Genomic DNA, 12,546 nt, shown 5'->3' with positions numbered 1-12,546 from the left:
GCATAGAGCATGTGGCGAACGTAGTGACCTCGCAGCAGTCCGGCTGGAAATACGTTGTGCTGGTTGAAGCGGCGCAGCTTAATGAGAGCGCCTCCCATGTGCGCAGTGCGCTGCTGCTTGTGTTGGGGGTTACTATCCTGTTGGTTTTGGGTCTATCCTTTTTACTGGCGCGCCGCTTTGCCGCGCCCTTGACAAATGCAGCAGACTTGCTGGGGCAGCTGGGACAGGGCGATTTTTCACAAAAAGTGGAACCTGCGTATTTGAACTATAGCGATGAAAGCGGCGTTTTATTTCAGTCGTTGGAGAATATGCGTCAAGAAGTAGGCGCCCTGGTTGCCGGCGCTAGGAATGTAGCTGGTGATGTGGAAACGCGCTCTCGCCAATTGGATGCCAACGCTGCATCGGCGGCGCAGTCCGTAGAGGAAGTGGCGGCGTCAGTACAGGAGATTGCCACTGTTTCCGCTTCGCAAGCGAAAGAGCTGGAACAGGGCGTGGCCCGGATGCATGATATGGCTGGGCATGTGCAGCATGCCGGCAACCGTTTGCAGGATGTGCGCCAAGCCTATGAGATGATTCGACGCTTCAGTAAGGATCTAAATGAAATTGTGGGCGTGCTGAATCAGCAGATGAACGAAGAGCGGCAGGCGGTGGAAGGCGTTGACGCGGTAGTACAGCGCGTTGACCAGGAAAATCGTCGCATTGCTTCTTTTACCGAAGCCATTGAGGGGATTGCCGAACAGACCAATTTGCTGGCGCTTAACGCCTCTATTGAGGCGGCCAGAGCAGGCGAGCACGGTCGCGGCTTTGCCGTGGTAGCGGAAGAAGTGCGCAAACTGGCGGAGGAGAGCAGCCGGGCTGCTGGCGAAATACGGCAGGTAATCGGCCAGGTGCAGGAAGCTTCACACCAGGCGGTGACGGAAATTAAACGGGCCTGCGACGTTACGGAACGCCAGCAGGAGGCGGTACGGAGCACCGATGCCATGTTCCAGGAGATTACGCAAGCTGTCGAAGAGATGCAACGTGTTTTGAATGCGATGGAAGAGCGTTTTGGCGCTATGCTTCATGAAACCGAGGAAGTAGTGGGCAGCTTTAGTTCGTTGTCCGCCGGAGCGGAGGAGACTTCCGCCATTACAGGCCAACTGGCTTCGACGATGGATGGACAGGCCCAAGCGGTTCAGTCTGTGCAAACAGAAGCGAAGCAATTGCTGCAGGCGGTGGAAGACCTGCGCCAGGGAATCGCTAAATTTCGTGTATAAAACATAAGCTATTAATGGAAGAGCGCCGCTGCAAGCGGTGCTCTTCTTGCGTCTCAATGGTATAATTAAGAAATAAGCAGGGAAGGGGACGGGCAATGGCGATTTTACACGGTGCAGAGCCGTTTTTGCTGCCAGGAGGAGAAAAAGGAGTTTTGCTGCTGCATGGCTTTACTGGCTCGCCGGCGGAGATGCGGCTTTTGGGGAACGCACTGCATCAGGAAGGCTATACCGTGCTGGCGCCGAGGCTGCCCGGGCACGGAACGACGGTGGAGGAGATGGCCCAAACTCGCTGGCCGCTGTGGTATGGGGGCGCTGAAGACGGCTATTGGCTGCTTCGTTCCTTGTGCTCGCAGGTAGCTGTGGTGGGCCTTTCCATGGGCGGACTGCTGGCCTTGGCGTTAAGCGCGCAGCTGCCGGTATGGAAGACAGTGTCTTTAAGCGCCCCCATTGATTTGTATGATAAAAGAGCTCATTATGTAGATATGTTTCGTCTTTTTCGCACTTACGCGCCTAAAAAACGGCGTCGTTTTGCGGATTTAGATGATTGCTATACCGTAGCCTACGAGTCGACGCCGTTGGCTTGTGTGAAAAGTCTGCTGCAACTGATCCGCCAAGTACAGCGGTTGTTGCCTCGGGTGCAGGCGCCATTGCTGGTGATGCAGGGGCGCCGCGAACACACGGTGCGTCCCCGGAGCGCGCAGCATATTTACGAACAGGCTGGCAGTTTGCAAAAGGAATTGGTTTGGCTGGAGAAATCAGGTCATTTGGTGACCTTGGATGTAGAACGGGAGCTGGTCTTTGCGCAAGTGAAAGCGTTTTTGACGGCTCCCTAAGAAGAATGACAGGAGGGACAGAAAATGCCGGAAATAAAAGAAGATCCTAATCAGTGGTGCTTTGCCTGCGGCTCTTTGAATCCGATTGGCTTGAAGCTGCACTTTGAAGAAGATATGGCGGCTGGCGTGTATCGCAGCCGTTTTACGGCGGGACCGGAGCACCAAAGCTACAATGGCGTGATGCATGGCGGTCTTGTGAGTACGTTGCTGGATGAGATCATGGGGCGATACTACTATGCCAAAGGCAAGCAGGCTGTTACGGCTAAGCTGGAGGTTCGTTTTCGTGCGCCGACGCCGATTGGCCAAGAACTGTTGATTGAAGGAAGAGTTGTGGGACAACGAGGGAAAATGGCGGAAATGACAGCGCAAGTCCTTTTGGCGGACGGTTCGGTTACGGCGGAAGGAAAGGCCCTAGTGGCTATTCTAGGTGATTTGTTATGAGCAGCCTAGAAGAGATTGTGCTGTCTTTTATGCAAGAAGAAGCCTACCGGCCGTTGAGCGCGGAGGAGTTGGCGGCAGAGCTGCGCCTAAAGGGCAAAGATTTGGCTACTTTTTGGCAGGTTTTGGAAGAACTGGAGGAGCGGGCGGCAATCGTTAAAACTCGCTATGACCGGTATGGCTTGCCGGAAAAAATGAACCTTGTTGTCGGACGCTTGGCGATGACGAATAAGGGTTTTGGTTTTGTTATCCCCGAACTGCGCCAGCAGCCGGAGGAAAGCGATGTATTTATTGCTCCTGATGATATGGGGACAGCTATGCACAATGATCGAGTAATCGCGCGTGTGCATTCCCGACGGCCGGTACAGGGACGTTCGAGGGAAGGGGAAATCATTCGCATTGTGGGCCGGGCGAATTTGCAGATGGTGGGTCTCTTCGAAGCCGGGCGCAATTACGGTTTTGTCAGACCCGATGATGTGCGTTTGGGCCAGGACGTATTTATTCCCAAAGAGTTCTTTGGCGGGGCCGCCAGTGGCAGCAAAGTCGTTGTAGAGATTACTAGCTGGCCAGAGCGAAAACGCAGCGCCGAAGGAAAGATTATCGAAGAACTGGGACGCCCAGGAGATCCAGGCTTGGAAGTCTTGTCTATTTTGCGGCGGCATCAGCTTTCTTCCGACTTCGATGCGCCGGTGCTGGCGGAAGCCGACGCCGTGCCGGAAACCGTACAGGAAGAGGAATTGTCGGAACGGCGTGATCTGCGGCATTTGCCCATCATTACGATTGACGGCGAGGATGCCAAGGACTTAGATGATGCGGTTTATGTAGAGGCAATGGCTGATGGAGTGTACCGTCTAGGTGTTTATATCGCCGATGTGAGCCATTACGTAAGGGAAGGAAGCCGTCTTGATGTGGAAGCGCGGCAACGCGGTACGAGTGTCTATTTGGTGGACCGAGTGCTCCCCATGCTGCCGCAGCGCCTATCCAACGGCATTTGCAGCTTAAACGCCCAGGTGGACCGGTTGGTCATGTCTTGTGAAATGGAAATTGATTCCTCTGGGCGGGTTCGGCAATATGAAGTATTCCCGGCCGTAATTCGAGTTGCGGAGCGTTTTTCTTATACAGTAGTGAGGAAAATGCTTGTCGAGGGACTGGAGTCGGTGGAAGAACGGTATCATTCGCATTTGCCGCATCTAAAAAAAATGGAGCAGCTTTGCCACATTTTGCGCGAACGGCGTATGCGCCGCGGCGCTGTGGATTTTGATTTTCCAGAGCTCAAAGTAAAGCTGGATGCTGAGGGGCGGCCTTTGGAAATTGTCCGGCGTGTTCGGACCATTGCCGAGTCGGTTATCGAAGAATTTATGCTGGTAGCGAACGAAACAGTAGCGGAACACATGCATCGTCAGAAGCTACCGTTCTTGTTTAGAGTCCATGAGAATCCGGATCCGGAAAAATTGCTGAAGTTGGATTTGTTGCTGAATAACTTTGGAGAACAATTGCGGCGGACGCAAGGGGAAGTGCGCCCTGAGGCGCTGCAGAGGATTCTAACGCGTATTGCTGGGCGGCCAGAGGAAAAAATAGTCAGTACCGTTATGCTGCGCTCTTTAAAACAAGCGCGGTATGAAGCGGAAAACTTGGGGCATTTTGGTCTGGCGGCGCCGTATTACACACACTTTACTTCGCCGATTCGACGCTATCCGGATTTAATCGTGCACCGCATGCTGCGAGAGTGGCTGCAAAAAGGCTTTAAGGGAAAACGAAGGGAAAAACTAGAAAAAGAGCTGCCTGAAATTGCGCTGCACAGTTCGCAACGAGAAAGGGCGGCGGCGGAAGCGGAACGAGAAACCGTGCAGTTGAAGCTGGTGGAATATATGGAACGCTTCATTGGCGAAGAATTTGCCGGTGTGATCAGCAGTGTAACGGCCTTCGGCTTTTTTGTAGAGCTGGATAACGGTGTGGAAGGGCTTGTGCATATTTCTACGCTGGATGATGATTATTATCAATTTATTGAAGAACGTTACAGTTTGTTGGGGGAACGGACGCGTCGCCTCTTCCAATTGGGGCAGTCTGTGACGATCCGGGTGGCTCGCGTGAATTCGCTAGAGCGAAATATTGATTTTCAACTGGTTGCCGGCGGGGAAAAGCAGCCTAAAGGCGTTGGGGACGAGAAAAGGGTGCGCCCGGTTGTTGCAAAAAAACAGAATGCGCCGCATAAGCCGAAACATCAGGCAGGTAAGGATGTTGTTGGGGGAAAACGCGGCAAACCATCGGACCGGGTTAAAAGCAAGAGGAGGAAAAAACAATGAGTCAAAATGGGGCGGGAATAAAGATTGTCTCGGAAAATCGCAAAGCCCGCCACGATTATCATATACATGAGACGTTTGAAGCGGGAATTGTCTTGACCGGTACGGAAGTTAAGTCATTGCGCGCCGGTAAGGCTAATTTAAAAGATAGCTATGCGCGTATTGAAAATGGTGAAGTATTTTTGCAACAAATGCATATTAGCCCCTATGATCAGGGGAATCGTTTCAATCACGATCCGTTGCGGCCGCGCAAGCTGCTGCTGCATCGCCAGGAAATTAATCGTCTTTTGGGGAAAACCAGGGAAAAAGGCTTTTCGTTGGTGCCTTTGAAAATATACTTTGCTCGAGGGAAAGCCAAAGTAGAGTTGGCCTTGGCCAGTGGTAAAAAGCTATATGATAAACGACAGGATTTGGCGGAACGCGACGCAAAGCGCGATATGGAACGGGCGCTGCGTGACCGGCAAAAAGAGTAGAAGGACCGCTTTAGCGGTCCTTCTTTCCTTTAACAAGACACTATTTTACCAATTGAACTGTGCGAGATATATGTATCAATGATTTTGAGGTTTCCAGTAGTTTTTTTGCTTAAATGGGGCGTAAAAGCAAGGCAGGGAAAACTTAATAATCGACGAATATAAGACAAAAGCATATTTATATATCTTTAAATAATCGGAATTGGTTAGGGAGCTAAGCTAGTTCTTTTTAGTGACTGCTTGGCGTTTGCTGGCGAAAGGAGCCGGACTTGGGAATGCAAATAGAAGATCTGGTGGTAGAGACCATTGAAGCGATTTCTTGCGTGATGCGGCAGGCTGTGAGAGAGCATCGGCAAAAGGCGGAAGCAGGAACGGATCTTTGCGCGCTGACCCTGACGCAGCTGCATTATCTTCATGCAGTACGGGAGTTGGGGCGGCCCACTTTTCGTGATCTTGTAGAAAAATTTCAAGTGAAAAAATCGACAGTAACGGCGATTGTGCAGAAATTAGTGCAGAAGGGATATGTGTACAAATGTCAGTCTCAAGAAGATCTGCGAGTATATCATATTCATCTGGCGCCAAAAGGAGAGCAGCTGATTCAACTGGAGGATGAAGGGTATCGCTATTTTGCTAAACAGCTTACAGCATGCTTGGACGAAACGGAGCGAAAGCAATTTGCGATGATGCTGCAGAAAATAAATACTAAGGCGCATGAAAACCGGAAATGATGGGAGGCTGGGTGAATGCGCATGCATGTTCCCTTAGATTCGTTGGAACGTTGGAAGGAGTATCTGGGCAATTCGGCGCAATGGGAGTGCTCCAAGGAACTGCGGCATATGGCGCAGCTTTGGTGGCAGGATGAGGAACTGCCTGCTTACGTGCTGGCTATGGCGGCCAGGCAGCCTCGTTTGCAAGGCTTGAAAAAACTTTTCGCTTTTCCTGAGTATCGATTACCCTTGCCAAAGGGCGGCGTACCGTCGCGCAGTGATTTGTATGTGCTGGCGTGTAACCAGCAAAGAGAACTGGTTGTGATGATGTTGGAAGCGACGGCTTGCAATGCTATGGGGCCTTCAGTGCAGGAATGGCTGCGTCTAAAGGGAAAAACGGCGACCGTAGAGCGTGAAGACGTTCCCAAAGCGGAAGACGACTCGCGGACGGAATTTTTATCGGCTCAGCTGGGCTTGTTGGGGCAGAGTCTTGTGCATGTAAAATATCAATTTTTATATCGCACAGCCTTGGCGCTCTTAGAAGCGGAACGGGTCGGCGCAAGGCGGGCGACAGTATGGTTTCACTGTTCTGAAGAGGGCAGCTTGCAAGAGTATAGAAAGTTCGTAGCCCTTTATGGCGTAGAAGGAGAAGCCGATACCCTTTGCGGGCCGGTTGAGGTTCGAGGCGTGGAACTTTTTTTTGCTTGGGTTTTTTTTCGTGATTGCCAGGAGTAAACGGCAGCCAAGAGTTTAAGAATATAAATAAACAGATGTCTCATTGAGAGGCGTGCAGCGTTGGCTTTTTCCCCAAGGAGTTTGGAAAATGCGGACGGTTGTGGAACGAGGTGGGCTTATGCGGATTTTGATTGTAGATGATGATTTGCTGATACGTACGATGCTGACGGATTATCTGCAGGGAAAAGGGCATGCTGTATGGAAATGTGCGTCCGGCGAGGAAGCGCTGGCATTGTTTCATCAAAATCGTTTTGACTTGGTCTTTACGGATCTGTGCATGCCTGGCATGTCGGGTTTGGAATTATTGGAGTGCTTAAAGGAAGAGCCTGGTCGTGATGAGTTTGAAGTGGTAATGTGTACTGCTTTTGGCGATGTACAGTCGGCGGTAGCGGCTTTGCGAGCCGGAGCGTATGATTACTTGCAAAAACCGCTGCAATTGGACGAAGTTGCGCTGCAGATAAGCCGCATGGAAGAGCACTTGGCCTTGCGACGGGAAAATAAACTTTTGACCGAGCGTTTTAGCGAATGCGTCGAAGCGGAAATTAAAGAAGCTCGTGATGAACTGTCTCGTTTGCGTACGGAGCTGGGATATGGAGGGGCGACTGAAATTGTGGTGGCCTCGCCAGCGATGAAACAGGCGGTGGAATGGGCGCAGCGGTTTCATTTGGATCGCAGTGTACCGGTGCTGATTGAAGGCGAGACCGGAACCGGCAAGGAAATTTTGGCGCGTATTGTGCATCATGGAGCGGACTGTCATGGTCAGCCATTTATTGATGTGAATTGTGCGGCCTTAAACGCCAACATGTTTGAAAGCGAGCTGTTTGGTTATGAAGCTGGCGCCTTTACCGGCGGACTGCGAACTGGTAAGAAAGGCAAACTAGATTTGGCCCAGGGCGGAACCTTATTTTTAGATGAAATCGGCGAGCTGCCCTTAGAACTGCAGGCGAAGCTGCTGCGGGTGCTGCAAGAGCATGAATTCTACCGCGTAGGCGGCCTAAAAAAGATAAAATGCGATGTGCGCCTTATTTGCGCTACGAATCGAAACTTGCAGGACATGGCCGACAGCGGCGAGTTTCGGAGAGATTTATACTATCGGCTGCATGTGGGACGTATATTGATACCTCCTCTTCAGGAGCGAGTCGAGGATATTGTGCCTCTCTTTGAATCGTTTTTACAGCAAAAAGCTGGCGGTAAATATCAATTGACTGATTCGGCCAAGCAATATTTACGCTGTTATTCCTGGCCTGGAAATGTACGGGAGCTGCGCAATGTAGTGGAACGGGTTACTTTGTTTTTGCCGCCGGGGCGTATCGCTCTGAAGGATTTGCCTGTAGGAGTGTCTGAAAAGGGGCCGGTAATGCAATGCTTGCTGAACCCTTATGATTTTGTACTGCCAGAAGAAGGCTTTGATTTAGACGATTTTATGCGGCGCATTATCGAAAGTGTCGTGAAGCGTTTTGATGGTAATAAGACAGCTGCAGCTCAATATATGGGCTTGACACGCAGAGCGATTTATAGTCGCTTATATTCCAAACGACAACCGGAAGGTGAAGAGTAGTCGATGGCGCAGGGTGTACCCATGCGTACAGTTGAACGTTAATTTGTACCGGGATGTACGAAATGGTGCGCTAACTAGACCGAAAGGCCTGGAATCAGGCCTTTTTCTTTTGGCATGGCTTTTGCTATTAATAACAATGACAGCAAAACAGACATGAAGGGATGGGGTCGTTGATGCAGTACGCAGCTTACGAAACACAACCGATGGTGAAATGGGCGCAGGAAGTATTGCGATCCGGACAGCGTATTTTGGAAATGGCGGAAAAAATGCAAAATAATGGCAGAGACATGCAAGCTTTAAGTATTGACGTGATTTCTTGCCATGGTCAAGCGGTAGAATGTTTTTCCAGTTCTCACAAGGATCTGGCAAGCCGGGTCATGCAGGCTGTGGATGATATTGATTTTTTTGTGCGAGAATCGTATGCGTGCCAAAACGGCACCAGGCAAATGCTGCGCGCCGTTTTTTTGGTGGGCTTTTACGGCTATTTGGCGGAAGGAAACCGCAAGGCCTTGTTGCGCAAATGCCTTTGGGCCAAGCAATTGCGCCGGGGCATGTGCAGCGAAGAGCAAGTTACATACTTGCATGATCCTATAGAGCGTTGTGGCGACTGACTCCAGGCGATTTAAGCAGGCTGTTCTTTTTGGTACACTGCCAATTTTTTAAAAGTCGCTGTAGGGTTCGTAAACCTAAAGGGATCTTTTGATAGGCAGGGGATTGGAAGGCTGGACAGAATTTAATACCAGAAGGCTGTCAGCGAGAGGGAAAGCTTTCCGTTACTTGTCTGGAGAAAGGGGCTTTAGAAATGGATTTACAACACGCTTTGCAGGTGGTTAGCGCCTTAGCGAGAAAAGTTGGGGCGATGCAAAAGGAGTCTTTAGGGCGGCGCGACTTGTTGGTGCAGACCAAAAGCAGCGGGATTGATTTAGTGACCGAAGTAGATGTTCGTTCAGAAACAATGATTTTGGAGGCGCTGCGCCGTGAATTTCCTGCTTGCGCCATTATGTCGGAAGAATCAGGAGCAAGCGGACCGGAGGGCGAATACTGCTGGGTTGTAGATCCGTTGGACGGTACGACGAATTATGCGCAAGGCCTGCCAATTTTTGCTGTTTCCATCGCGTTGCAGTATAAACAAGAAAGTGTATTGGGCGTTGTTTATGTGCCGATGCTGGACCAACTTTTTTCGGCGGTAAAAGGCGGCGGCGCGAGAAAAAACGGTGTGCTGCTGCAGGTTTCGGATAAACCGTCACTGGAGTCTTGTGTGTTAGCGACAGGCTTTCCTTATGATGTGGCTACGCATCCTTTGAATAATCTGGACTATTTTAATTCGTTACTTCTTAAAATTCGGGCGGTGCGGCGTTTTGGCGCGGCAGCGTATGATTTAGCCTGTGTAGCGGAAGGATCTTTTGACGGCTATTGGGAAATGAATTTGTCCCCTTGGGATGCGGCGGCAGGTGTTTTGCTGGTGACAGAGGCCGGGGGTGTGGTACATTCATTTCGAAATGATCGGAAGATTTCGCTGGTGGCGGCATCTCCCCGTGTCTACGAGTGGATAGCAGCGGAATTGCAGCAAATTGATGCAGGAAGATGAAACTGAATTCCTGAGATGATATTTTACAACGCGAACAAAATACGTTACAATATAAAAAGAGCGTTTACAAGCGCTCTTTTCTTTAATACATATAGTTAACTATCTGCACAAAAAAGGTTAACGAGGATGGTGGGTTTCATGAAAGAAAATCTGGTAGAACAACAAGATAAACAGTATGTATGGCATCCGTTTACGCAGATGCAAGGGTGGCTGGAAAATCAGCAGACCGTAATTTGCGAAGCCAAAGGCATAAAACTGACCGATACGGAAGGGCGCAGCTACTATGACGGCGTATCTTCTCTATGGGTTAATATCCATGGGCATCAGCGGCGCGAAATTGACGAAGCCATCATTGCGCAATTAGGAAAGGTAGCACATAGTACCGCATTGGGCTTGGCCAATATTCCGGCGGCTGAACTGGCGGAGCAATTGGTAGCGTTGGCGCCGGATGGACTGGAGAAGGTCTTCTATTCGGATGACGGCTCTACGGCAGTTGAAGTGGCTTTGAAAATGTCTTTTCAATACTGGCGTCATCAAGGGCAGCCAAAGAAAGAAAAATTTGTAGCTTTAACGCAAGCGTATCACGGCGATACGATTGGCGCGGTGAGTGTCGGCGGTGTTGATCTTTTTCATCGTACCTTCCAACCGCTTTTGTTTAAAACGATGCAGGCGCCGTCGCCTTCCTGCTATCACTGCAGTCAGGACGCGACAACCTGCGCCAAGCAGTGCTTGCAAGAGATGGAGGCGCTTTTAGCGGCGCATCATCAAGAAATTGCCGCTGTAATCGTGGAACCGCTGGTGCAGGCGGCAGCAGGCATGCTGATGTCGCCTCCGGGCTATTTAGCGGCGGTGCGTCAATTAACGAAAAAGTATAAGGTACACCTTATTGCCGATGAAGTGGCTACCGGTTTTGGCCGTACCGGAAAAATGTTCGCCTGCGAGCATGAAGGAGTCAGCCCGGATTTTATGGCTCTTTCTAAAGGTATTACCGGGGGTTATGTTCCGTTGGCGGCTACGCTGACAACGCAGAAAATTTTCGATGCTTTCCTGGGCGATATGGAGTCAAAGCGTACTTTTTATCACGGGCATTCCTATACGGCCAATCAGCTGGCTTGCGCAGCAGCGCTGGGCAGCCTGAAAATATTTCGCGACGACAAGGTGATTGCAGGCTTGGAGAAAAAGGTTGCCTGTGTGGCTGAGGCCCTTAGGAGTATTGCTTCTTTGGAGCATGTAGGCGACGCAAGACAACGCGGCTTGATCGTCGGGATTGAGCTTATGCAGGATGCGAAATCCAAAACACCCTATCCTTGGGGCGAAACTATGGGCGCCCGGGTTTGTTTGAAGGCGCGCGAGTACGGGTTATTCATCCGCCCGGTGGGAGATGTGGTTGTTTTTATGCCGCCGCTGGTCAGTACGGAAACAGAGCTTTTAGATATGCTGGCGCTGCTTCGCAAAGCGGTTGTAGCCGTTACGGAAGAAGGCGCCGTGGTATCCGGCGGCGGCGGGGCTCACTTTTAGAAGAATGAAACAGGACAGTGCCGATTTGCAACACTGTCCTGTTTTTTCTCCTTGTATAGCTTTGCGGTTTAGGAAAAAATAAAAATAAAAAATATAATTTCGAACATTACAAATAAGAATAAATAAACTGCATAAAAATTAAATAATAATAAAATAGAGCCGTATTTATGAGAACATGATACAGTATAAAAGCTATATTTTTTCAAAATAATGTATAGAGAGGAGTAAAACAAACTTATGCTAGTAATGGAGTTTTTAGTCATTCTAGCCTGCCTGCTTGTTGGGACTCGTTTTGGAGGTATGGGCCTGGGCCTAATCAGCGGCATCGGACTTTTTGTTCTTTCTTTTGGTTTTGGGTTACAGCCTGGTAAACCTCCCGTGGATGTTATTCTTACTATTTTGGCGGTGATTAGCTGCGCTTCGGTGTTGCAAACTGCAGGAGGGCTAAATGTCATGATGCAGTTCGCCGAACGCTTGCTGCGTCGTCACCCTCAGTATGTCACGATTTTGGCGCCTTTGACAACTTGGACGTTGACTGTTCTCTGCGGTACTGGCCATGTGGTATATACGATGTTCCCTATTATTTACGATATCGCTCTTAAAAAAGGGATTCGTCCTGAACGGCCGATGGCGGTTGCTTCTGTGGCTTCGCAGATGGGCATTTGCGCGTCTCCGGTGTCGGTGGCGGTAGTGTCCATGGTTTCTATTTTTGCTGCCTCCCATGGCGTAGGGCAGAGCATTGGCATTATCCAGCTCTTGTCAGTCGCTATGCCTTCTTCACTGGCTGGCGTGCTGATTGCGGCGCTGTGGAGCTTGCGTCGCGGCAAGGATTTGGATAAAGACGAGGAGTTTCAAGCCAAGCTTAAGGATCCGGAGCAGAAAGAATATATTTACGGCGGCTCCGAAACCTTGTTGGATAAAGTGTTTCCTAAAGAAGCCTATTGGGCTACTTGGATCTTTTTCTCCGCGATTTTGGTGGTAGTTGCCTTAGGCGCTATTCCAGAGCTGCGTCCTGCTTTTGGCGCTCCTGGAAAAATGAAGCCGATGTCGATGAACTTGGTCATCCAGATGCTGATGCTGATTGCTGGCGCCGTTATTTTGATGGCCTGCAAGGTGAATACTCGCGAAATTGCCAATGGCGCT

12 protein-coding genes are annotated in these 12,546 nt (G+C 50.2%); all 12 read left to right on the top strand.

What is annotated here, in order from left to right; translation table 11 throughout:
• The coding region (locus PHF27_RS10345; protein ID WP_300069486.1) for a methyl-accepting chemotaxis protein at nt 1–1,256 on the top strand (1,256 nt) is incomplete at its 5' end.
• 95 nt (nt 1,257–1,351) lie between these two features.
• The gene (locus PHF27_RS10340; RefSeq protein WP_300069483.1) at nt 1,352–2,089 is read left to right on the top strand and encodes an alpha/beta fold hydrolase; all 738 of its coding nucleotides are present in this window, start codon (nt 1,352–1,354) and stop codon (nt 2,087–2,089) included.
• A 24-nt stretch (nt 2,090–2,113) separates the two neighbouring features.
• Complete coding sequence (locus PHF27_RS10335) at nt 2,114–2,530, top strand: PaaI family thioesterase (protein ID WP_300069480.1); 417 nt, start codon at nt 2,114–2,116, stop codon at nt 2,528–2,530.
• Complete coding sequence (gene rnr / locus PHF27_RS10330) at nt 2,527–4,830, top strand: ribonuclease R (RefSeq protein WP_300069477.1); 2,304 nt, start codon at nt 2,527–2,529, stop codon at nt 4,828–4,830. The genes PHF27_RS10335 and rnr overlap by 4 nt, the downstream gene beginning before the upstream one ends.
• Nucleotides 4,827–5,300 (top strand): SsrA-binding protein SmpB, encoded by a 474-nt coding sequence (gene smpB, locus PHF27_RS10325; RefSeq protein WP_018703025.1) that lies wholly within the window; start codon nt 4,827–4,829, stop codon nt 5,298–5,300. The genes rnr and smpB overlap by 4 nt, the downstream gene beginning before the upstream one ends.
• Nucleotides 5,301–5,572: 272 nt before the next feature.
• The gene (locus PHF27_RS10320) at nt 5,573–6,025 is read left to right on the top strand and encodes a MarR family transcriptional regulator (protein WP_300069472.1); all 453 of its coding nucleotides are present in this window, start codon (nt 5,573–5,575) and stop codon (nt 6,023–6,025) included.
• A 15-nt stretch (nt 6,026–6,040) separates the two neighbouring features.
• The gene (locus PHF27_RS10315) at nt 6,041–6,739 is read left to right on the top strand and encodes a hypothetical protein (RefSeq protein WP_300069470.1); all 699 of its coding nucleotides are present in this window, start codon (nt 6,041–6,043) and stop codon (nt 6,737–6,739) included.
• Between the two features lie 88 nt (nt 6,740–6,827).
• A complete protein-coding gene (locus PHF27_RS10310) occupies nt 6,828–8,297 on the top strand; it encodes a sigma-54 dependent transcriptional regulator (protein ID WP_300069468.1) in 1,470 nt (489 codons plus the stop codon).
• 173 nt (nt 8,298–8,470) lie between these two features.
• Nucleotides 8,471–8,908: a hypothetical protein gene (locus PHF27_RS10305; protein WP_300069466.1), complete on the top strand. Its 438-nt coding sequence runs from the start codon at nt 8,471–8,473 to the stop codon at nt 8,906–8,908.
• A gap of 191 nt (nt 8,909–9,099) precedes the next feature.
• Nucleotides 9,100–9,885, top strand: a complete 786-nt coding sequence (locus PHF27_RS10300; RefSeq protein WP_300069464.1) for an inositol monophosphatase family protein — start codon at nt 9,100–9,102, stop codon at nt 9,883–9,885.
• A gap of 138 nt (nt 9,886–10,023) precedes the next feature.
• On the top strand, nt 10,024–11,403 hold the full coding sequence (gene bioA / locus PHF27_RS10295; protein WP_300069461.1) for an adenosylmethionine--8-amino-7-oxononanoate transaminase: 1,380 nt from the start codon (nt 10,024–10,026) through the stop codon (nt 11,401–11,403).
• Nucleotides 11,404–11,640: 237 nt separating this feature from the next.
• On the top strand, nt 11,641–12,546 hold a 906-nt coding region (locus PHF27_RS10290), incomplete at its 3' end, for an anaerobic C4-dicarboxylate transporter (RefSeq protein ID WP_300069458.1).

Origin of the sequence: Anaeromusa sp., from assembly GCF_028691475.1 — a bacterium.
In the GTDB taxonomy this organism is placed as follows: Bacteria; Bacillota; Negativicutes; order Anaeromusales; family Anaeromusaceae; genus Anaeromusa.
Note: the sequence above shows the minus strand (reverse complement) of the source record. Positions and strands in the feature narration are given on the sequence as shown.

Bases quoted from the DNA above. Each gene is read 5' to 3' on its own strand.
- PHF27_RS10340 (WP_300069483.1), top strand. From the start codon at position 1,352: ATGGCGATTTTACACGGTGCAGAGCCGTTTTTGCTGCCAGGAGGAGAA.
- PHF27_RS10335 (WP_300069480.1), top strand. From the start codon at position 2,114: ATGCCGGAAATAAAAGAAGATCCTAATCAGTGGTGCTTTGCCTGCGGC.
- rnr (WP_300069477.1), top strand. From the start codon at position 2,527: ATGAGCAGCCTAGAAGAGATTGTGCTGTCTTTTATGCAAGAAGAAGCC.
- smpB (WP_018703025.1), top strand. From the start codon at position 4,827: ATGAGTCAAAATGGGGCGGGAATAAAGATTGTCTCGGAAAATCGCAAA.
- PHF27_RS10320 (WP_300069472.1), top strand. From the start codon at position 5,573: ATGCAAATAGAAGATCTGGTGGTAGAGACCATTGAAGCGATTTCTTGC.
- PHF27_RS10315 (WP_300069470.1), top strand. From the start codon at position 6,041: ATGCGCATGCATGTTCCCTTAGATTCGTTGGAACGTTGGAAGGAGTAT.
- PHF27_RS10310 (WP_300069468.1), top strand. From the start codon at position 6,828: ATGCGGACGGTTGTGGAACGAGGTGGGCTTATGCGGATTTTGATTGTA.
- PHF27_RS10305 (WP_300069466.1), top strand. From the start codon at position 8,471: ATGCAGTACGCAGCTTACGAAACACAACCGATGGTGAAATGGGCGCAG.
- PHF27_RS10300 (WP_300069464.1), top strand. From the start codon at position 9,100: ATGGATTTACAACACGCTTTGCAGGTGGTTAGCGCCTTAGCGAGAAAA.
- bioA (WP_300069461.1), top strand. From the start codon at position 10,024: ATGAAAGAAAATCTGGTAGAACAACAAGATAAACAGTATGTATGGCAT.